This is a genomic window from Streptomyces sp. NPDC020681, from assembly GCF_044334895.1.
Taxonomy (GTDB): domain Bacteria; phylum Actinomycetota; class Actinomycetes; order Streptomycetales; family Streptomycetaceae; genus Streptomyces.
Window position 1 is genome coordinate 90,479 of record NZ_JBIRTX010000018.1, and the last position, 19,106, is coordinate 109,584.

Below are 19,106 nucleotides of genomic sequence, written 5' to 3' on the forward strand. Positions count from 1 at the left end.
CTTCAGGACGTGAAGTCGACGATCACCTTGATGTCGTTCTGCTCCCGGTCCAGGGCCTGATGGATGTCGTGCGGGGCGACCCGCCGTGTCACAAGTCCCTCCAGCCAGCCCCGGTCGGCTCGGGCGAGCTCCCTGGCGGCCAGGTAGTAGTGCCGGCGGTTGGCGTTGACGGAGCCGAAGACCGCGAGGTTCCGCAGAACGGCAGACGTGGCGAGCCCGTCCTCGATGCCGCCGGCGGACCCGCCCGTCAGCGAGCCGACGCCGGTGAGGCAGACGAGCCCGCCCGCGGCGACCACCTCGGCCGACTGCCGGATCAGGGCGGGCACGCCGGTGCACTCGACGACGATGTCGGGGTTCAGCCCCAGGTCGTTGACCGCTCCGGTGTGGTACTGGGCGCCGAGCGCCTCGACAAGCCGGGGCTTCGGGCCTGCTGTGACGCGGTCCAGGACATGCACCTCAAACCCCCGCTGCCGGCCCAGGAGCGCCGCGAGGAGCCCGATCGGCCCGGCACCGACGACAAGGACCACGTGAGGGTCCCAGAACGTCCGATGGCCGATGGCGACAAGGTGCTCCCACGCCTTGGCGACCACTGAAGCGGGCTCCAACAGCACCCCCACCACGCCGAGTTCCGGGTCCACCTTGACCAGGTAGTCGGGATCGCTGCGCCAGCGGTCGGCCATGAACCCATCGTGTTCCTTGATCCCGTGCTCCGTGTAGCGGCCGTTGGAGCACATGTCCCACTCGCCCACCGCGCAGTTCGGACACGGCTCCGGGTCAGGCATGCGGACGATGCCCACCACGTGGTCGCCGACGGCGGGACCTCGAGCGCCGGCGCGGACAACCCGGCCGAGGGATTCGTGTCCGAGGACCAACCGGTCCCTCCCCGGCGGCGCCCACCCGTACTGGCCGGCGGCGATCTCCGCGTCCGTGCCGCAGACCCCGACGGCGAGCGACTCCACGACCACGGACCCGGACTCGACCTCCGGCTCCGCGACCTCACTCAGCTCCAGCGAGCCGCTCTTCCCGGGTACCACCGTCACGGCACGCATGATCGCCTCGATTCTGCGTGTCAGCCGCCGACCCGCACAGCGGCCCGGCGCCCCTGGGCCGGCTGTCCAGGTCACATGCACCTTGGGCCTTCGCCTGCCGGTACCCCTCCTCTACCAATGTCTCTCTGCCCCCTGAGATCGGCGAGTCTTGCGAGGTTCCCGACGTCCGCGCGGCAGTCCCCCGCCCAGCGCGACAGCGAGGCTCGGCGCCGCACGGCCCAGAGACGGCCCAGGGCCACACAGACGCCGTAGGGCCGACGGTTCACGACCGCCGGCCCTACGTGCTGTTCAGTTGCGACAACCGTCCTGACCTGCGCTTACAGAACCGGCAGGTTCTTCCGCAGCTCGAACGCGGTCACCTCGGAGCGGTACTCCTCCCACTCCTGCTTCTTGTTCCGCAGGAAGAAGTCGAAGACATGCTCGCCCAGCGTCTCCGCCACCAGCTCGCTGCGCTCCATCAGCGTGATCGCCTCGCCCAGGTTCTGCGGCAGCGGTTCGATGCCCATCGCCCGGCGTTCCGCGTCCGAGAGCGCCCAGACGTCGTCGTCCGCGCCCGCCGGGAGTTCGTAGCCCTCTTCGATGCCCTTGAGGCCGGCCGCCAGCAGGACCGCGTACGTCAGATACGGGTTCGCGCCGGAGTCGATCGAACGGACCTCGACCCGGGCCGAGCCCGTCTTGCCCGGCTTGTACATCGGGACCCGGATCAGCGCCGAGCGGTTGTTGTGGCCCCAGCAGATGTACGAGGGAGCCTCGCCGCCCGCGCCCGCGCTGCGCGCCGAGCCGCCCCAGATGCGCTTGTACGAGTTGACCCACTGGTTCGTCACGGCCGAGATCTCCGCCGCGTGCTTGAGCAGGCCCGCGATGAAGGAGCGGCCGACCTTGGAGAGCTGGTACTCCGAGCCCGACTCGTAGAAGGCGTTCCGGTCGCCCTCGAAGAGCGAGAGGTGGGTGTGCATTCCGGAGCCGGGGTGCTCGCTGAACGGTTTCGGCATAAAGGTCGCCTGGACGCCCTGTTCCAGCGCGACCTGCTTCATGACCAGGCGGAACGTCATGATGTTGTCGGCCGTGGAGAGCGCGTCCGCGTAGCGGAGGTCGATCTCCTGCTGGCCGGGGGCGCCCTCGTGGTGGGAGAACTCCACCGAGATGCCCATCGATTCCAGCATCGTGATCGCCTGCCGGCGGAAGTCCATGCCGACGTTCTGCGGCGTGTGATCGAAGTAGCCGGAGTTGTCCGCGGGCACCGGGCGGGACCCGTCCAGCGGCTTGTCCTTCAGCAGGAAGAACTCGATCTCCGGGTGGGTGTAGAAGGTGAAGCCCAGATCCGAGGTCCTGGCGAGGATCCGCTTCAGCACAAAGCGCGGGTCCGCGAAGGACGGCGAGCCGTCGGGCATCAGGATGTCGCAGAACATCCGCGCCGTGCCCGGGGCCTCGGCGCGCCACGGCAGGATCTGGAAAGTGCTCGGGTCCGGCTTGGCGATCATGTCGGACTCGTATACACGGGCGAAGCCCTCGATGGCGGAGCCGTCGAAGCCGATGCCCTCGTCGAAGGCCTGCTCCAGCTCGGCGGGGGCCACCGCGACCGACTTCAGAAAGCCGAGAACATCGGTAAACCACAGGCGAACGAAGCGGATGTCGCGCTCTTCGAGCGTACGGAGCACGAATTCCTGCTGCTTATCCATTTCCACCCAATCCTTGCTGGTCAAGCCGCCTGCTCCCGCGAGCATCCCATCCGTGCGTTTCAGGCAGGTTGCGAAACCGGGGCTGAGGCCCATTGTGGGGCAGGTGTCACGAGGTGACGAGCCTGAGGTCCCCGGGTGATGAACCTGAGGTTCACCGGCTCCGGCTCGCCCACTACGATCGCCGCCATGGGGGGTCCGCGGCTCAGCCTCATCGCACGCACCGTGCGTCCCACGGCACTGCTCGGTGCCGTGGCGACGCTCTTCGGTGCGCTCTTCATCTGTCTGAGCCCGCCCGCCGAGCATGACATGTCCGCCGGGCACCACAGGTCGGCGTCCCGGTCGGCGTCGCTCTCGGCGTCCCTCTCGGCGTCCACGTCCGCCTCCCGGTCCGCGTCGGACGGCCCGGAAGCCGCGTACAGCTGTCCGTACGACGACGGCGCCTGCGGGCTGCTCCCGCTCGTCAGCCCCGCCGTGCTCACCGCGCCGCCGCCCGCCGCGCCGCTCGACGCGGGCGCGCAGCCTCCGCGTCTCGACCAGCCCCCGGGCACCGGTCCGCAGCACCCGTCCCAGGCCCAGCCGCGCGCCCCTGACCTGCACGTCCTTCAAGTGCTACGAACCTAGGCCGCCCCGCTCGGCCACCCCTGACCCCCCATCATCTGACGCATTTGACGAAGGACGACACTGATCATGGCTTCCCGCAACAACGACCGCCGCGCCCGAATAGAGGAAATGCGCCGCGCCGAGAAGGCCCGCGAGCGCCGTGGCCGCATCATCACCATCGCCATCAGCGGCGTGGTCGTCGCCGGCCTCGTCGGCTTCGGCGTGTACGTGCTCAACAAGGAGTCGGAGAAGAAGGAGCAGAAGGTCGCCGAGGCCAAGGCTCCCGTCACCGGCGAGAAGACCTGGGACGCGAAGAAGCTCGGCCGCAACCATGTCACCGAGGCCGTCAAGTACCCGATGAAGCCCCCGGTCGGCGGCGACCACAACCAGGCGTGGATGAACTGCAACGGCGACGTCTACAAGGAGCCGGTCGCCGAGATGAACGCCGTGCACTCGCTGGAGCACGGCGCGGTCTGGGTGACGTACAACGACAAGGCTCCCGCCGCCGAGGTCACCAAGCTGACCAAGCGCGTGAAGGACACTCCGTACTCGCTGATGAGCCCGGTCAAGGACCAGACCGGCGTGATCATGCTGAGCGCCTGGGGCAAGCAGCTCACCGTCGACAGCGCGGACGACCCGCGGGTGAGCCAGTTCTTCACCAAGTACGTGCAGGGCGCGCAGACTCCTGAGCCGGGCGCGGCCTGCACCGGCGGTCTGGCCGGCAAGTGATCCGGATGTCCCGTACGCACTGGGCGGCCATCACGGCGGTCGTGCTCGCGCTGCTGTTCGCGGGGGCCGCCACGGTGTCCTCCGCGGGCGGTCGGGGCGACGACTCCGCTGCCTCCGGCACGCCGACGGCGGATTCGGCGGACGCGGGCTTCGCGCGCGACATGTCGGTCCATCACCAGCAGGCGGTGGAGATGTCGTTCGTCGTCCGGGACCGTACGAAGGACGAGGAAGTGCGCCGGCTGGCGTACGACATCGCCAACACGCAGGCCAATCAGCGCGGCATGATGCTGGGCTGGCTGGACCTGTGGGGGCTGCCGAAGGTCGAGGCGGACCGCGAGCCGATGGACTGGATGGCGTCCGGTGCTCATGGGAGCCACGGTGGCCATCAGGCCGCGGACGGGTCGCTGATGCCGGGCATGGCGACCAGGGCGGACCTGGAGCGGCTCGGCAGGGCGAGCGGCAAGCAGGCCGAGATCGAGTATCTCCGGCTGATGATCGTCCACCACAACGGCGGGATCAGCATGGCCAAGGGCTGTGTGGAGCTCTGCACGGTCGATACGGAGAAGGCCCTGGCGCAGGGCATGGTCGATGCCCAGCAGTCAGAGGTCCGGCTGATGGTGGACCTGCTGCGCAAGCGGGGCGCGGAGCCTCTCGCCTAGGGCCTGTCGTTTGGATCAGGCCGGATCAGCGAGCGGGGTCTGGCGCGTGCAGCTGCAAGGCGGAGGAAGGAGCCACTGCGGAGCATTGGCGACTGACGACAACGCAGCAGATGTGCGTGTCAGGGCACGCGAGCCCGGCAAGATCCGAACGACAGGCCCTAGGTCGTGCCGCCGGCGGTTCAGCCGTCCGCTCCGGAGAGCGTCCATGCGATCCGGGGCGGACGGACCGCCGCGCACAGCGGCATGCCGCAGGCGTCCGTGAGGCCGAGCGCCGTCTCGGCCGTACCGCCGGACGTCGCCTCCTCGGGCAGGTCCGCGAGGAACAGCTTCGCGCGCCGGAACATCGCGAACTCCCCGCCCGGCGGCAGCTCGCCCCAGGTCAGATAGACGAAGCGCTCGCCGCGCCGGCCCTGGACGTACGGCCCGCGGAAGTCGGCCGTGCCGTCGGCCGCCGTGAGGGTCTCGACGGGAATCTCGAAGACCGCCTCGGAGGCGTCGGCGGGCACCAGCTGGTCCGGCTCCCTGCCGCGCTGGGTGCCGACATGCACATGCCGGTAGTCGCCGCACGCGCTGCCGGGCAGCTCCCGGCCCATGATCCGCAGGGTCAGCCGCGCCATGCCCGCGGGCTCCTTCCGATGGGTTCCGTACTCCGGCCGCTCCAGTCGCGTACTCCGAACGGCCCAATGACAATGGGTTCTGCTCGGGGGCGCCGTACGGCACTCAGGAGGTACGAACCCCATGACCACCGCCAAGGACATCATGCACCCCGGGGCTCAGTGGATCCCCTCGCACGAGACCCTCGACCGGGCCGCGCAGCTGATGCGCGAACTGAACGTGGGCGCACTTCCCATCGCGGACTCCAACGACCGGCTCTGCGGCATCCTCACCGACCGCGACATCGTCATCGGCTGTGTGGCCATGGGGCACGACCCGGCGCAGATCACCGCCGGCGACATGGCCAAGGGCACGCCGCGCTGGATCGACGCGGGCTCGGACGTGGACATGGTGCTGCAGGAGATGCAGGGCCACCAGATCCGGCGGCTGCCGGTGATCGAGAACAAGCGGCTGGTCGGGATGATCAGCGAGGCCGACCTGGCGCAGCATCTGACCGACGAGCAGATCGCCGCGTGGGTGGAGCGGGTCTACGCGACCGGCTGAGCCGGCGGAGCCTGCTGGGGCGCGCGTGCGCCGTACGGATCGGCCTCGAGTACCGCGCGGGCGATGGCGTCCGGACGGTCCAGCATCATCAGATGGCCGGCCGGGCCGACCGCGGCGAACCGGGCGCCGAGTTGCAGGGCCAGTGCGCGCTGCCGTGCGGTCCAGCGCCGCCCGCCCGCCGTCGCGGCGAGGACGGTGACCGGAACGTCCGGCAGTGCGTATCGCTCGCGCAGCGCGAGGAGTTCGGCGGCGACCGCGCGGTAGTGCGTGTTCTCCAGGAGTGCGCCCTGCATGACGCGTGAGGTGGAGTAACAGCGGCGTACGAGCGCGGCGGGAGCCGGATCCCCGCCGCCGGTACGGGACAGGCGGACCGTCGCACGGCGGGTGAGCGGCCCGAGCGCGGCGGGCGCGCCGACGGCGCTGAGCGCGCTGCCGAGCGCGCGGGCGGCGGCGGTACGCAGCGCAGGGGCGGCAGGTACGCGCGCGTGCTCCTCGATGCTGGTGTCGACGAGGACGACGGCGGCGGTGCGGTCCGGGTGGAGGCGCGCGAAGGCCTCCGCGTGGAATCCGGCGATGGAGTGGCCGACGACGGTGGCGGGCCCCTGGAGGCTGAGCGCGTCGAGCAGGCCCGCGATGCGGTGGGCTTCGCCGGCGGCCGAGGGGCGTACGGCGGCCGGTCCGCTCAGGCCGTGCCCGGGGCGGTCGAAACGGACGACAGTGCGGTGGGGTGCGAGCAGGGGCACGACGGGATCCCAGTCGAACCAGCTCATGGCGAGCCCGGCGCTCAGCACACAGACGGGTCCGTCACCCTCGACGACCACGTGGTGCGGTACGCCTCCGATGCGTACGAAGGTCACCGTGTTCCTCTCCTTGCCGGTCCTTGCCGGCCGGCTGTCTGCGGCCAGCCTGTCATGCGGGGTGTGGGGGCGCGGAGGGTGGATACCCGGTGGGGGTAGGCTACGGATCATGGCGATCGGACGGTGCGGGCGGTGGGGGCTGTTGGTGGCCCTGCTGTTCGGCATCGCGACGATGCATACGGTGGGGCATCCGTCGCCGTCCCACGGGACGGAGCATGCCGCGCCGCACGCCGCGCCGGAGTTCGCGATTCCGGCACCGCCGGAGTCTGAGGCGCGGGAATCCGGAGGCGGAGCCCCCAGTCATCTGAATCCCGCCGCCGTCTGTCTCGCCGTCCTCGGCAGCTGGGGCGTCGAACTGCCCGCCGCCGTCGCCTGGTTCGGCGACACACACCACGCAGCAGCTCCGCTCGGGCCCGGGCTGCACCTCACGCCGCCACAGCGTCCCCCACCCCGAACTCGCCTCGCCCAGTTGTCGGTTCTGCGGATCTAGGAGCGCACACCGCTCCCGTCCGCATGCCCGAACGACAAGACCACGAGGTGCACTCACCCATGTCCACGCACATCACACGCCGCTCACTCCTCGGAGCCGCGGCAGCGTCTCTCGCCGCCGGCTGCTCCAGCCCGGCCACGAAGGAATTCGTCGCGCCCGACGACAAGGAGGTCGCCGACGCCGAAGCCGCCCGCGGCACCGGCACCGGGTCCGTACGCAAAGCAAGGATCACCGCCACCACCACGACGCTCGATCTCGGCGGCGGCCGTACCGTCAAGTCCTGGGCCTACGGCGACCGGCTGCCGGGGCAGGAGGTCAGGGTCACGGCGGGCGACACGCTCCAGCTGACTCTGGCCAACCATCTGCCGGAGCCGACCTCGACGCACTGGCACGGGCTCACGCTGCGCAACGACATGGACGGCGTGCCGGGGCTCACTCAGCAGCCGGTGAAGGCCGGGGCGGAGTTCACCTACCGGTTCGCGCTGCCGCACCCCGGCACGTACTGGTTTCATCCGCACTCCGGCGTGCAGCAGGACCGCGGTCTGTATGCGCCGCTCGTCGTCGACGATCCCAAGGAGCCGCTGCGGTACGACAAGGAGTGGGTCGTCGTCCTGGACGACTGGGTCGACGGCGTGGACGGGTCCACGCCCGACTCCGTGCTGAACGAGCTCCGCAAGGGGATGGCGTCGGGCGGTGGGCATGAGGGACACAGCATGCCGAAGGCCGGCGCCGAAGGGCCGTCACGGATGCTCATGGGCGCCCGGAGCGAACTCCTCGGCGGCGACGCCGGCGATGTCGCCCACCCGCACCATCTCGTCAACGGCCGTACCGCGAAAGCCCCTTCGGTCTTCACCGCCAAGCCCGGCGACCGGATCCGGCTGCGTCTGATCAACGCCGGCGGCGACACCGCCTTCCGTGTCGCGCTCGGCGGGCATGAGCTGACGGTGACCCACACCGACGGCTTCCCCGTCGAGCACGCGACGACCGACGCGCTGCTGCTCGGCATGGGTGAGCGGTACGACGTGCTGGTCACCGCGGGCGACGGCGTGTTTCCGCTGGCCGCGGCCGCGGAGGGCAAGAACGCGACCGCGCTGGCCGTGCTCCGCACCGGCGGCGGCTCGGCCCCGGACGCGTCCGTGCGGCCGAAGGAGCTGTCCGGGCGGGTGCTCACCGCGGGCCGGCTGCGCGCGGCCGAGTCCGTGGCACTGCCGGCCAAGAAGCCGGACCGCACGGTCAGGGTCGAGCTCACCGGCGGCATGGCGAAGTACGACTGGGCCTTCGACGGGAAGCCGTACGCACCCGAGCGGCGGCTGGCGGTCCGTGCGGGCGAGCGGGTCCGGCTCGTCTTCGCCAATACGACGACGATGTGGCATCCGGTCCATCTGCACGGCCACACCTTCGCGCTGGCCGCCGGCCGGAGCGGGCCCCGCAAGGACACCGCGATCGTGCTGCCGAACCAGACGCTGGCCGTGGACTTCGACGCGGACAATCCGGGCCTGTGGATGGTCCACTGCCACAACGTCTACCACGCGGAAGCAGGAATGATGACGGTGCTCGGATACCAGAGGTAGCCACCTGGGGCGCCCCAGGAGTGGGGCGCCCCACACCGCAGCACCAGGACATCGCGTCAGAAAGACGATTACACTGGGCCTCGTGCCTCAACTACGCCTCGCTCTGAATCAGATCGACTCGACCGTCGGCGATCTCGCCGGCAACGCCGAGGCGATCGTGCACTGGACCCGGCACGCCGCCGAGCAGGGGGCGCATCTCGTCGCCTTCCCCGAGATGGTGCTGACCGGCTATCCCGTGGAGGACCTGGCCCTGCGGCCGTCCTTCGTGGAAGCGTCCCGGGCCGCGCTGCGGGCCCTCGCCGCGCGGCTGGCCGACGAAGGGTTCGGCGAGCTGCCAATCGTCGTCGGCTATCTGGACCGCTCCGAGTCCGCGGCGCCCAGGTACGGCCAGCCCGCGGGCGCCCCGCGCAACGCCGGGGCCGTGCTGCACCGCGGCCGGGTGGCGCTGACGTTCGCCAAGCACCATCTGCCGAACTACGGCGTCTTCGACGAGTTCCGCTATTTCGTGCCCGGCGACACCATGCCCGTGATCCGGGTGCACGGCGTCGACGTGGCGCTCGCGATCTGTGAGGACCTGTGGCAGGACGGCGGCCGTGTGCCCGCCACCAGGTCGGCCGGCGCCGGGCTGCTGGTCTCGATCAACGCCTCGCCGTACGAGCAGAACAAGGACGACACCCGGCTCGAGCTGGTGCGCAAGCGGGCGCAGGAGGCCGGCTGCACCACCGCGTACCTCGCGATGATCGGCGGGCAGGACGAGCTGGTCTTCGACGGCGACTCGATCGTGGTCGACGCGGCGGGCGAAGTCGTGGCGCGCGCACCGCAGTTCGCGGAGGGCAGCGTCGTACTGGACCTGGATCTCCCGGCGGCGGGCGACATCCCCTCCGGCGTGGTCGACGACGGTCTGCGGATCGACCATGTCGTCCTCTCCGAGGAACCGCTGCCCGCGTACGAGGCCGAGCTGGCCGGCGGCTACGCCGAGCGGCTCGACGACGAGGAGGAGGTGTACTCAGCGCTGGTCGTCGGCCTGCGCGCGTACGCCGCCAAGAACGGCTTCCGGTCCGTGCTGATCGGCCTGTCCGGCGGCATCGACTCGGCGCTCGTCGCCGCGATCGCCTGCGACGCGCTCGGGGCGCAGAACGTGTACGGCGTCTCCATGCCGTCCAAGTACTCCTCGGACCACTCCAAGGGCGACGCGGCCGAACTGGCCCGCCGCACCGGGCTCAACTTCCGCACGGTCCCGATCGAGCCGATGTTCGACGCGTACATGGGCTCACTCACCCTCACCGGCCTCGCCGAGGAGAATCTGCAGTCGCGGCTGCGCGGCACCATGCTGATGGCGCTCTCCAACCAGGAGGGCCACATCGTGCTCGCGCCGGGCAACAAGTCCGAGCTGGCGGTGGGCTATTCGACGCTGTACGGCGACTCGGTCGGCGCGTACGGGCCGATCAAGGACGTCTACAAGACGACGGTGTTCCGGCTCGCGAAGTGGCGCAATCGCGCCGCCGAGGACCGCGGCCAGACCCCGCCGATCCCGGAGGCCTCGATCACCAAGCCGCCGAGCGCCGAACTGCGCCCGGGCCAGGTCGACACCGACTCGCTGCCGGACTACGACGTACTGGACCGGATCCTGGAGCTGTACGTGGACCGGGACCAGGGCAAGGACGCGATCGTCGCGGCCGGCTTCGACGAGGAACTGGTCGCGAAGACGCTACGGATGGTGGACACGGCGGAGTACAAGCGACGTCAGTACCCGCCGGGCACCAAGATCTCGGCGAAGGGCTTCGGCAAGGACCGCCGGCTGCCGATCACGAACCGCTGGCGGGAGACGACGCACTGACCTGCTGGTCAGCAGTACGGGGGCTTCCTGCGACGACGCGGGAGGCCCCCTTCTCCGTACGGCCCGTGCCGTCCGTACGGTCCAGCAGTCCGGCCGTCGCGGCGATCGCCAGGCCGACGACCGCCAGGACCGCGCCGACCAGCGTCGGGGACGTCCAGCCCCAGCCCGCGGCGATGGCCGTGCCGCCGAGCCACGCGCCGCCCGCGTTCGCGAGGTTGAAGGCGGAGTGGTTGGAGGCGGAGGCGAGCGTCGGAGCGTCCTTGGCCTTGTTCATCACCAGCATCTGGAGCGGTGTGGTGGTCATGAAGCCGACCGCGCCGAGCACGACGACCGTCGTCAGCGCCGCCCACTGGATGTGCATCGTGAAGCGGAAGGCGACCAGGACGAGCGCGAGGGCCGCGAGCGATCCGTACAGCGTGGGCCGCAGGGCCCGGTCGGTCAGCGGGCCCGCGGCCAGTGCGCCCAGCGTCATGCCGATGCCGAACAGCGCGAGGACGAGAGTGACGGATGACTCGCCGAAGCCCATCACCTCGGTGGTCATGGACGCGAGGTAGGAGTAGACGGCGAAGACGCCCGCGAAGCCGAAGACCGCGGTCAGCAGGCCCAGCAGCACCTGGCGGTTGCCGAGTGCGCGCATTTCGCGGCCGAGGCTCTGGTGCGCCTCGACCGGCACGTACGGAACGAGCCGGGCGAGCGCGGCCATGGCGACCAGGCCGATGACGGTGACCACGAGGAAGGTGGCGCGCCAGCCGAGGCTCTGGCCCAGCAGCGTGGCGGCCGGTACGCCGATGATGTTGGCGACGGTGAGGCCGAGGAACATCGTCGCGACCGCCCGCGCCTGCCGCCCGTCGGCGACCAGCCGGGCCGCGACGACGGCGCCCACGCCGAAGAACGCGCCGTGCGGGAGTCCGGCGAGGACGCGGCCGGCGATCAGCCAGCCGAAGCCGGGCGCGAGCGCGGAGGCGAGGTTGCCGACGACGAACAGCGCCATCAGGAGCAGGAGCATCCGCTTGCGCGGGATGCGGGAGCCGAGCGCGGTGAGCAGCGGAGCGCCGACGACGACGCCGATCGCGTACGCGGAGACGAGGTGTCCGGCGGTGGGGACGGAGGTGCCGAGGTCGTCGGCGACGTTGGGCAGCAGGCCCATCATCACGAACTCGGTGGTGCCGATGCCGAAGGCGGATACGGCGAGCGCCAATAGCGCCAAGGGCATGGGGAGACCTTTCACCCGGATAAGTTCTCTTGCGGAACAAAGTGTCTCACGCGCTTTGTTCCCGCGAGTGAACGGCGGGTTTCGGCCCGGGGCCCGTCAGAGCTCGATGCGTGCCGCGATCGGCAGGTGGTCGCTGTCCGTCTGCGGGAGCGTCCAGGACGATACCGGCTCCACGCCCTTCACCATGATCTGGTCGATCCGCGCCATCGGGAACGACGCGGGCCAGCTGAAGCCGAAGCCGTCGCCGGCCGCGCCCTGCGTGGAGCGCATCTGGGAGGTGACGGCGCGCAGCGCGCGGTCGTTCATCGTGCCGTTGAGGTCGCCGAGCAGGACCACCTTGCCGACCGGTTCGCGTGCGATCGCCTCGCCCAGCGCGTCCGCGCTGTTGTCGCGCTGCGTGGCCGTGAAGCCCGCGTTGAGCTTGACCCGTACCGACGGCATGTGCGCGTTGTACACCGCCACCGTCCCGTCCGGCGTCTGCACCGTGGCACGCATCGCCCGGGTCCAGCCGAGACGGATCGACACCGGCTCGGTGTCGGTCATCGGGTACTTGCTCCACAGCCCGACCGTGCCCTGCACCGAGTGGTACTTGTACGTGGCCGCCAGCGCCTTCTCGTACGTGGCGACCTGGCCCTGCGGCAGCTCCTGCAGCGCCAGCACGTCCGCGCCGGAGGCGGCGACCTGCTTGGCCGTGCCTTCCGGGTCCGGGTTGTCCGCATTCACGTTGTGCGTGGCGAGGGTCAGATCGCCGCCGGCCGTCGACTTGTCGGTGAGCAGCCCGCCGAACAGGTTGAACCAGACGATCGTCGGCAGCAGCAGGGCGATCAGCGCGGTGGCCGAACGCCGCCACACCGCGGCGGCGAGGAGCACCGGAATGAACACGCCGAGCCACGGCAGAAACGTCTCCGCGAGACTTCCCAAGTTCCCGATGCGGTTGGGCATCTGGGCATGAAAAATCATCAACAGGGCGATCAGGACGGCGAAGACGGCCAGACAGATGCCGCGTCGCCAGATGCCTCTGTCACCGCGCCAGGACTCCAGCAGGCCGCGGACCCGGGATCCGCCGCGCCGGTCCGCCGGGCCGCCGTTCCCGGTCTCCGTCTTGTAAGCCTGCGCCATGGAGCTGTCCTCACTGCCTTGCCGTCACACCAGCCTCGGCGTCGACACTAGGCGATGACGGTACTTTCTCCGCCGTTCTGAAACGGCCGTACTGTCTCGAGGACGACAGGGCTGCGCGCGGGGTTCCGCGTATCGGCGCAGGTAGGGGCGCTGTGACAGAACACGCACACTTCGGGCGGGACGCCGGACGGAGCCCGGGCGAGCTCAACGAGCGTCAGCCGGGCGGACGTACGCCCGCGAGTACCGCGTCGACTATCTGCTCCGCGCTGCCCTCACCCGGCGTGGTGTCGGGACGCATCACCGTCCGTACGAGCATCGGGCCGACGAAGAGATCGCCGAGCAGATCGACGTCGAGGTCGTCACGGATCTCGCCGTTCTCGATGCCGCGGCGCAGGACGGCTTCCATGAGTTCACGGCGGGGGGCGACTGCGGTGCGGTGGTACAGCTCCCACAGTTGGGGATAGTTCTTCATCTGCGCGAAGACGTTGTGCAGGAGCGTGGAGGACCGCTTGGCGAGACCGCGCCGGCGCAGCATCTCGACGAGCGCCACCAGGTCGTCCCGCACGGAGGTGCCGGGCAGCGGCGGAGCGACCGGTTCGATGGACCGTACGACGTCGAGAAGGAGGGCTTCCTTGCCTTCCCAGCGGCGGTAGATGGTGGCCTTGCCGACCCCGGCGGTGCGGGCGATGCGCTCGATGGACAGCTCGGATATGGGGACGCCTCCTTCGAGGAGCCCCACGACGGCTTCGACGATGGACCGTTCGGCCGCCTCGCTGCGGGGCCGCCCTCGCCTTGGGTTCTTGCGCTGCTCCGCCTGCTGCCGCTCCATCTGCTGCCGCTCTCTCAGGGGCACGTTCGCTCCCTCCCTCACCTTGTCCAGCCCCCTCCGTGTCCCGCCCTCGCCTGTCCTTCCCATTCTCCCCGCCTCCGCCCGAAGCCCGGGTCGGCTCCGGGCGGAGCAGTCGCGCACGCCGGGCGGTCAGTCGCGCGCCGCCGTCTCCGGGACGCGTTCGGGGTCCTGGCGGTCCGGTCCCGCGCGCGTCCGGCCGGGCAGGAACGCCCCGACCACCACGGCACCGACGACGGTGATGGCCGCCGAGCAGAGTGACGTCAGATGCATGGCGTCGAGGAAGGCCTCGTTCGCCGGGCCGATCAGAGCCTTGCCCGCCGGGCCGAGCTTCTCCGCCGCGGCGAAGGTGGCCTCGATGGACTCGCCCGCGGCATCCCGTGCCCCGGCGGGCAGCGCGCCGAGGTGCTCCTCGATCCCGCTGCGGTAGCGCGTGGCCAGCAGCGAGCCGAGTACGGCCACCCCGAGGGCGCCGCCGATCTGGCGGAAGGTGTTGTTGACCGCGCTGCCCGAGCCGGCCTTCTCCCGCGGCAGCAACTGCACCACCAGGTAGGTCACCGGCGTGGAGACGTGTGCCATGCCCACGCCCTGGGCGAGGAAGGCCAGCTCGATCACCCATACCGGGGTCGAGGTGTCGAACAGCGCGAACGCCATGAACCCGACCGCGATCAGCAGCATGCCCGCCGCGCAGGTGACCCGGGTGCCGAACCGCGCCACGGCCAGCCGGGCCCGCGGCGCGAAAACCATCTGTGCCACGGCCATCGGCAGGATGAGCAGCCCGGCCCGCAGTGCGCTGTAGCCGCGCACGCTCTGCAGATAGAACGCGGAGAAGAAGGTCAGGCCCATGAGGGCGAAGAAGACGAGCGCGACCGCGGTGACGGCTGCGGTGAAGGCGGGCTTCTTGAAGTACCCCATGTCGAGGGCGGGATGCCTGCTGCGCCTCTCGTGGAGGACGAAGCAGACGAGCACGGCGAGCCCCAGGACCACCGGGCCCACCACGGACCGGGCCGTGAAGTCGCCCAGCTCGCCGGCGTGGATGATCCCGTACACCAGCAGCAGCAGGCCGACGATCGACAGCACGACGCCGAGGGGGTCGAGCCCGCCGGGGTTCGGGTCCTTGGAGTCCGGCACCAGAATTGCGACGCAGACCACGGCGATGATGACGACGGGCACGTTGATCAGGAAGATCGAGCCCCACCAGAAGTGGTCGAGGAGCAGTCCGCCGGTGACCGGGCCGACAGCGATCGCAACGCCGACGCTGCCCGCCCAGATCCCCATGGCCTTGGGCTGCTCGTCACGCTCGAAGACCTGCACCAGCACGGCGAGCGTGGCAGGCATCACAAAGGCGGCGCCGAAGCCCATCAGCGCCCGGTAGGCGACGAGCTCGGCGGGTGAGCCGGACAGCGCGGCGAGTCCCGAGCCGAAGCCGAAGAGCAAGGTGCCGAAGATCAGGACCTTCTTGCGGCCAATACGGTCGCCCACCAGGCCGGCGGTGAACAGCATCCCGGCGAGGACGAGCGTGTAGGAGTTCATCGCCCATTCGAGCTCGCTCTGGGTGGCACCGAGGCCGTGCGGCGGGGGGCTGGCGATCGTTTTGACCGCCACACCCAGGATGGAGTTGTCCAGCACGACGATGATCAGGCTGAACATCAGGACCGTGAGGATCGCCCACCTGCGGCGGTGCACGGCTTCGGGAATCCGCGGCGGGGCGGGTCTGCCGGACGGGGTCGTCATGGCGACAGCGTAACTCAATTTCGATACGAGACCGTCTCGTATCGAAAGTCAGGGGAGAACGTGACGGGTCCCCTTCCCCCCTGACGGCACTTGGTGCCACCATGGACGTGATCCGGGGACGCCGTCAGGGTGCCTCGAGATGACGAAGGAGCCGTTCACCATGACGCTTCAGGCTGCCCAGAAGCCCACCGACAGCAGCAAGACGCTGTACGGCGGAAAGGGCACTCGCCGCATCACGGTCCACGACATCACCGCAGCCAAGGAGCGCGGCGAGAAGTGGCCGATGCTCACCGCATACGACGCGATGACCGCGTCCGTCTTCGACGAGGCCGGCATCCCGGTCATGCTCGTCGGCGACTCCATGGGCAACACCCATCTCGGCTACGACACCACCGTGCCCGTCACGATGGACGAGATGACGCTGCTCTCCGCCGCCGTCGTACGGGGCACCAGGCGCGCCCTCATCGTCGGCGACCTCCCCTTCGGCTCGTACCAGGAAGGCCCCGTCCAGGCGCTGCGCAACGCGACCCGGCTGGTCAAGGACGCGGGCGTCGGCGCGGTCAAGCTGGAGGGCGGCGAGCGCTCGCTGGCCCAGACCGAGCTGCTGGTCCAGGCCGGCATCCCCGTCATGTCGCATCTCGGCCTGACCCCGCAGTCCGTGAACACCATGGGCTACCGGGTGCAGGGCCGCAGCGACGAGGCCGCGCACCGGCTGCTGCACGACGCCAAGGCGGCGCAGGACGCCGGCGCCTTCGCCGTCGTCCTGGAGCTGGTCCCTGCCGAGCTGGCCGCGGAGGTCACCCGGTCCCTGCACATCCCGACCATCGGCATCGGCGCGGGCCCGGACACGGACGCCCAGGTCCTCGTCTGGACCGACATGGCGGGTCTGACGGGCGGCAAGGTGCCGCGCTTCACCAAGCAGTACGCGAATCTGCGGCAGACGCTCGGCGACGCGGCCAAGGCGTTCGCCGACGATGTCGTCGGCGGTGCGTTCCCGCAGGAGGAGCACACCTTCCACTGAGCCACTCCGGCACCACCGACAGCCCGCCGACATCCCCCATCGGCGGGCTGTCCGGCGCGTGGGCGCGCTGAACGCGTCAGGACCGTAAGTCCACCGAAGGCACGCCGGAGACCCGACGCGTAGCCTGAAAACGGACTCGGGGAGTTCCTTTTTCACTCGCCCGGAGGCGTTCGTCATGGCCGGAATCGTGCGCAAGCCCTTCGACTCCCCGCAGGAGACCCGCCCGTTCGTGGAAAAAATGGGCAGGGTCGACCTTGTCAGCGCTGAAGACGGTTCGCTGGTCGGCCGGGCCGTGTACGAGCCGGGCTGGCAGTGGTCCAAGCACGTCAAGCCCATCGTCGGCACCGACAGCTGCCAGTCGCACCATGTGGGCTATGTCCTCAGCGGCCGGATGAAGGTCGTCGCGAACGACGGTGGGACCGAGGAGATACGCCCCGGCGACTTCATCGACGTCCAGCCCGGCCACGACGCCTGGGTGGTCGGAGACGAGCCCGTCGTCATACTCGACTGGCTCGGCTTCGTCACGTACGCCAAGCCGACCTAGGAGCCACGGCCCACGGAGCCACGGCCCACGGAGCCACGGCCCGGCAGGTGACCTGCTTGCCCGGCCGTCGCCCGCCTGTCGGCCCCCTGTAGGCGGCTTGTCGGTGGCGCCGTGCATGGTTGAGCCCATGACGCGAATCGACAAGGACCCAGACGGCGGCAAGGGGATCGCCGTCCAGGTGCGGGGGCTGGTCAAGCACTACGGCGAGACCAAAGCGCTGGACGGCGTGGACCTGGATGTCCGCGAAGGCACCGTGCTCGGTGTGCTCGGACCCAACGGCGCCGGCAAGACCACACTCGTACGCTGCCTCTCCACCCTGATCACCCCGGACGCCGGCACCGCCGTCGTCGCGGGCTACGACGTGGTGCGGCAGCCGCGGCAGCTGCGCCGCACCATCGGCCTCACCGGCCAGTACGCCTCGGTCGACGAGAAGCTCTCCGGCTGGGAGAACCTCTACATGATCGGCCGGCTGCTCGACCTGCCGCGCAAGGACGCCCGCCGGCGGGCCGACGAGATGCTGGAGCGCTTCTCGCTCACGGACGCCGCGAAGCGGCCCGCGATGCAGTACTCCGGCGGCATGCGCCGTCGGCTCGACCTCGCCGCCTCGATGATCGGGCAGCCGTCCGTGCTGTATCTGGACGAGCCGACGACCGGCCTGGACCCCAGGACCCGTAACGAGGTCTGGGACGAGGTGCAGCGGATGGTCGCGGAAGGCGCGACGGTGCTGCTCACCACGCAGTACATGGAGGAGGCCGAGCAGCTCGCGAGCGAGCTCACGGTCATCGACCGCGGACGGGTCATCGCCAACGGCCGCGTGGACGAGCTGAAGGCCAAGGTCGGCGGCCGGACGCTGCAGATCCGGCCCAGCGATCCGGCGCAGCTGTCCGCGATGGCGCGCGCGCTCGGCGAGTCCGGCCTCGACGGCGTCGCAGGCGCGACGGTCGTGCCCGACGAGGGCCTGCTGTACGTCCCGATCCTCACCGACGAGCAACTGACCGCCGTGGTCGGCCTGATGGGCTCGCACGGCTTCGGCATCTCGCACATCGGCACCCATCTGCCCAGCCTGGACGAGGTGTTCCTGGCCATCACCGGCGAGAAGGCGCCCGCCTCGGCCGAGTCCGACACGATCGACGAGGAGGTCGCCGCATGAGCACGGCAACTGCCACCAAGGCCCCTGCGCCCGCCCCGGTCACGACCGTGCCGGCCGGCGAGGGCCGGATCGGACTGCGCGCCAATCTGCGCCACATCGGCGCACTGGTCCGCCGCAACGCGCTGCAGATCAAGCAGGACCCGGAGTCGATGTTCGACGCCGTGCTGATGCCGATCATCTTCACGCTGCTGTTCGTGTACGTCTTCGGCGGCGCGATCTCCGGCAAGGGCAACCAGGACGCGTACGTCAACTATGTGATCCCCGGCCTGATGGCGATGATGGGCATGAACATCGCCATGGCCGTCGGCACCGGTGTCAACGACGACTTCAAGAAGGGCGTGATGGACCGCTTCCGGTCCATGCCGATCGCCCGTTCGTCGGTGCTGATCGCGAAGATCGTGGTCGAGGTGGGCCGGATGATGGTCGCCACGACCATCCTGCTGGCCATGGGCTTTCTGCTCGGCCTGGAGATCAAGACCTCGGTCTTCGAACTCTTCGCGGCGATCGGCCTGTCGATGGTCTTCGGCGCCTCACTGATGTGGATCTTCATTCTGCTCGGTCTCACCATGAAGACGGCCCAGGCCGTCCAGGGAGTGGCCATGCTCGTACTGATGCCGTTGCAGTTCGGCTCGTCGATCTTCGCGCCGCCGACGACGATGCCCGGCTGGCTGGAGTCCTTCACCGACTACAACCCGCTGTCCAATCTCGCGGACGCGGCCCGGGGTCTGATCAACGGCGGTCCGGTCGCGCACTCGGTGTGGATGACGCTGGGCTGGGCAGCGCTGATCACGGTGGTCACGGCTCCGCTCGCGGTCGCCAAGTTCCGCAAGAAGACCTGATCACGCGGGA

19 protein-coding genes are annotated in these 19,106 nt (G+C 70.0%); 11 read left to right on the plus strand and 8 right to left on the minus strand.

The window, feature by feature from the left end; genetic code table 11:
• Positions 1–2: 2 nt before the first annotated feature.
• The gene (locus ACH4YL_RS32180) at positions 3–1,049 is read right to left on the minus strand and encodes a glucose 1-dehydrogenase (RefSeq protein ID WP_398511019.1); all 1,047 of its coding nucleotides are present in this window, start codon (positions 1,047–1,049) and stop codon (positions 3–5) included.
• A gap of 317 nt (positions 1,050–1,366) precedes the next feature.
• Positions 1,367–2,728, minus strand: a complete 1,362-nt coding sequence (glnA, locus tag ACH4YL_RS32185) for a type I glutamate--ammonia ligase (RefSeq protein WP_398511020.1) — start codon at positions 2,726–2,728, stop codon at positions 1,367–1,369.
• A 186-nt stretch (positions 2,729–2,914) separates the two neighbouring features.
• On the opposite strand from glnA, the gene ACH4YL_RS32190 reads away from it, so the two are divergent.
• From ACH4YL_RS32190 to ACH4YL_RS32200, 3 genes are all read left to right on the plus strand, one after another.
• The gene (locus tag ACH4YL_RS32190) at positions 2,915–3,349 is read left to right on the plus strand and encodes a hypothetical protein (protein ID WP_398511021.1); all 435 of its coding nucleotides are present in this window, start codon (positions 2,915–2,917) and stop codon (positions 3,347–3,349) included.
• A 66-nt stretch (positions 3,350–3,415) separates the two neighbouring features.
• A complete protein-coding gene (locus tag ACH4YL_RS32195) occupies positions 3,416–4,057 on the plus strand; it encodes a DUF3105 domain-containing protein (protein WP_398511022.1) in 642 nt (213 codons plus the stop codon).
• 5 nt (positions 4,058–4,062) lie between these two features.
• Positions 4,063–4,716 (plus strand): DUF305 domain-containing protein, encoded by a 654-nt coding sequence (locus ACH4YL_RS32200; RefSeq protein WP_398511023.1) that lies wholly within the window; start codon positions 4,063–4,065, stop codon positions 4,714–4,716.
• A 179-nt stretch (positions 4,717–4,895) separates the two neighbouring features.
• Here the strand turns inward: ACH4YL_RS32200 and ACH4YL_RS32205 are convergent, their stop codons facing one another.
• Positions 4,896–5,333 (minus strand): DUF5990 family protein, encoded by a 438-nt coding sequence (locus tag ACH4YL_RS32205; protein WP_398511024.1) that lies wholly within the window; start codon positions 5,331–5,333, stop codon positions 4,896–4,898.
• A gap of 121 nt (positions 5,334–5,454) precedes the next feature.
• Between ACH4YL_RS32205 and ACH4YL_RS32210 the strand changes: the two genes are divergently transcribed.
• Positions 5,455–5,874, plus strand: coding sequence for a CBS domain-containing protein (locus tag ACH4YL_RS32210; protein ID WP_398511025.1), 420 nt, complete (start codon positions 5,455–5,457; stop codon positions 5,872–5,874).
• Here ACH4YL_RS32210 and ACH4YL_RS32215 read toward each other — a convergent pair.
• Entirely contained in the window at positions 5,859–6,731 is an 873-nt protein-coding gene (locus tag ACH4YL_RS32215; protein WP_398511026.1) for an alpha/beta fold hydrolase, read from the minus strand. The two genes, ACH4YL_RS32210 and ACH4YL_RS32215, sit on opposite strands and share 16 nt — an antisense overlap.
• Before the next feature lie 109 nt (positions 6,732–6,840).
• On the opposite strand from ACH4YL_RS32215, the gene ACH4YL_RS32220 reads away from it, so the two are divergent.
• The 3 genes from ACH4YL_RS32220 to ACH4YL_RS32230 all read left to right on the plus strand — a co-directional run bounded on the left by ACH4YL_RS32220 (position 6,841) and on the right by ACH4YL_RS32230 (position 10,629).
• Positions 6,841–7,221 (plus strand): DUF6153 family protein, encoded by a 381-nt coding sequence (locus ACH4YL_RS32220; RefSeq protein ID WP_398511027.1) that lies wholly within the window; start codon positions 6,841–6,843, stop codon positions 7,219–7,221.
• 59 nt (positions 7,222–7,280) lie between these two features.
• Entirely contained in the window at positions 7,281–8,792 is a 1,512-nt protein-coding gene (locus tag ACH4YL_RS32225) for a multicopper oxidase family protein (RefSeq protein WP_398511028.1), read from the plus strand.
• An 82-nt stretch (positions 8,793–8,874) separates the two neighbouring features.
• The gene (locus ACH4YL_RS32230; protein ID WP_398511029.1) at positions 8,875–10,629 is read left to right on the plus strand and encodes an NAD+ synthase; all 1,755 of its coding nucleotides are present in this window, start codon (positions 8,875–8,877) and stop codon (positions 10,627–10,629) included.
• On the opposite strand, the gene ACH4YL_RS32235 is transcribed toward ACH4YL_RS32230, so the two are convergent.
• The 4 genes from ACH4YL_RS32235 to ACH4YL_RS32250 form a co-directional block, all read right to left on the minus strand.
• Positions 10,598–11,842 carry an MFS transporter gene (locus ACH4YL_RS32235; protein ID WP_398511030.1) on the minus strand — a complete coding sequence of 415 codons (1,245 nt, stop codon included), beginning with the start codon at positions 11,840–11,842 and terminating at the stop codon, positions 10,598–10,600. The two genes, ACH4YL_RS32230 and ACH4YL_RS32235, sit on opposite strands and share 32 nt — an antisense overlap.
• 96 nt (positions 11,843–11,938) lie before the next feature.
• Positions 11,939–12,961, minus strand: coding sequence for an endonuclease/exonuclease/phosphatase family protein (locus ACH4YL_RS32240; protein ID WP_398511031.1), 1,023 nt, complete (start codon positions 12,959–12,961; stop codon positions 11,939–11,941).
• 214 nt (positions 12,962–13,175) lie between these two features.
• A complete protein-coding gene (locus ACH4YL_RS32245) occupies positions 13,176–13,790 on the minus strand; it encodes a TetR/AcrR family transcriptional regulator (protein WP_398511053.1) in 615 nt (204 codons plus the stop codon).
• 150 nt (positions 13,791–13,940) lie between these two features.
• A complete protein-coding gene (locus ACH4YL_RS32250) occupies positions 13,941–15,542 on the minus strand; it encodes an MFS transporter (protein WP_398511032.1) in 1,602 nt (533 codons plus the stop codon).
• A gap of 160 nt (positions 15,543–15,702) precedes the next feature.
• On the opposite strand from ACH4YL_RS32250, the gene panB reads away from it, so the two are divergent.
• The 4 genes from panB (at position 15,703) to ACH4YL_RS32270 (ending at position 19,096) form a co-directional block, all read left to right on the plus strand.
• Positions 15,703–16,563: a 3-methyl-2-oxobutanoate hydroxymethyltransferase gene (gene panB, locus ACH4YL_RS32255; protein ID WP_398511033.1), complete on the plus strand. Its 861-nt coding sequence runs from the start codon at positions 15,703–15,705 to the stop codon at positions 16,561–16,563.
• Between the two features lie 175 nt (positions 16,564–16,738).
• The gene (locus ACH4YL_RS32260; protein WP_398511034.1) at positions 16,739–17,107 is read left to right on the plus strand and encodes a cupin domain-containing protein; all 369 of its coding nucleotides are present in this window, start codon (positions 16,739–16,741) and stop codon (positions 17,105–17,107) included.
• 127 nt (positions 17,108–17,234) lie between these two features.
• On the plus strand, positions 17,235–18,257 hold the full coding sequence (locus tag ACH4YL_RS32265; protein ID WP_398511035.1) for an ATP-binding cassette domain-containing protein: 1,023 nt from the start codon (positions 17,235–17,237) through the stop codon (positions 18,255–18,257).
• Entirely contained in the window at positions 18,254–19,096 is an 843-nt protein-coding gene (locus ACH4YL_RS32270) for an ABC transporter permease (RefSeq protein WP_398511036.1), read from the plus strand. Before ACH4YL_RS32265 ends, ACH4YL_RS32270 begins: the two co-directional genes overlap by 4 nt.
• The last annotated feature ends 10 nt before the right edge of the window (positions 19,097–19,106 follow it).

Coding starts and splice junctions, on each gene's coding strand:
- ACH4YL_RS32180 (WP_398511019.1), bottom strand. CDS start 1,049: ATGCGTGCCGTGACGGTGGTACCCGGGAAGAGCGGCTCGCTGGAGCTG.
- glnA (WP_398511020.1), bottom strand. CDS start 2,728: ATGGATAAGCAGCAGGAATTCGTGCTCCGTACGCTCGAAGAGCGCGAC.
- ACH4YL_RS32190 (WP_398511021.1), top strand. CDS start 2,915: ATGGGGGGTCCGCGGCTCAGCCTCATCGCACGCACCGTGCGTCCCACG.
- ACH4YL_RS32195 (WP_398511022.1), top strand. CDS start 3,416: ATGGCTTCCCGCAACAACGACCGCCGCGCCCGAATAGAGGAAATGCGC.
- ACH4YL_RS32200 (WP_398511023.1), top strand. CDS start 4,063: ATGTCCCGTACGCACTGGGCGGCCATCACGGCGGTCGTGCTCGCGCTG.
- ACH4YL_RS32205 (WP_398511024.1), bottom strand. CDS start 5,333: ATGGCGCGGCTGACCCTGCGGATCATGGGCCGGGAGCTGCCCGGCAGC.
- ACH4YL_RS32210 (WP_398511025.1), top strand. CDS start 5,455: ATGACCACCGCCAAGGACATCATGCACCCCGGGGCTCAGTGGATCCCC.
- ACH4YL_RS32220 (WP_398511027.1), top strand. CDS start 6,841: ATGGCGATCGGACGGTGCGGGCGGTGGGGGCTGTTGGTGGCCCTGCTG.
- ACH4YL_RS32225 (WP_398511028.1), top strand. CDS start 7,281: ATGTCCACGCACATCACACGCCGCTCACTCCTCGGAGCCGCGGCAGCG.
- ACH4YL_RS32235 (WP_398511030.1), bottom strand. CDS start 11,842: ATGCCCTTGGCGCTATTGGCGCTCGCCGTATCCGCCTTCGGCATCGGC.
- ACH4YL_RS32240 (WP_398511031.1), bottom strand. CDS start 12,961: ATGGCGCAGGCTTACAAGACGGAGACCGGGAACGGCGGCCCGGCGGAC.
- ACH4YL_RS32245 (WP_398511053.1), bottom strand. CDS start 13,790: ATGGAGCGGCAGCAGGCGGAGCAGCGCAAGAACCCAAGGCGAGGGCGG.
- ACH4YL_RS32250 (WP_398511032.1), bottom strand. CDS start 15,542: ATGACGACCCCGTCCGGCAGACCCGCCCCGCCGCGGATTCCCGAAGCC.
- panB (WP_398511033.1), top strand. CDS start 15,703: ATGACGCTTCAGGCTGCCCAGAAGCCCACCGACAGCAGCAAGACGCTG.
- ACH4YL_RS32260 (WP_398511034.1), top strand. CDS start 16,739: ATGGCCGGAATCGTGCGCAAGCCCTTCGACTCCCCGCAGGAGACCCGC.
- ACH4YL_RS32265 (WP_398511035.1), top strand. CDS start 17,235: ATGACGCGAATCGACAAGGACCCAGACGGCGGCAAGGGGATCGCCGTC.
- ACH4YL_RS32270 (WP_398511036.1), top strand. CDS start 18,254: ATGAGCACGGCAACTGCCACCAAGGCCCCTGCGCCCGCCCCGGTCACG.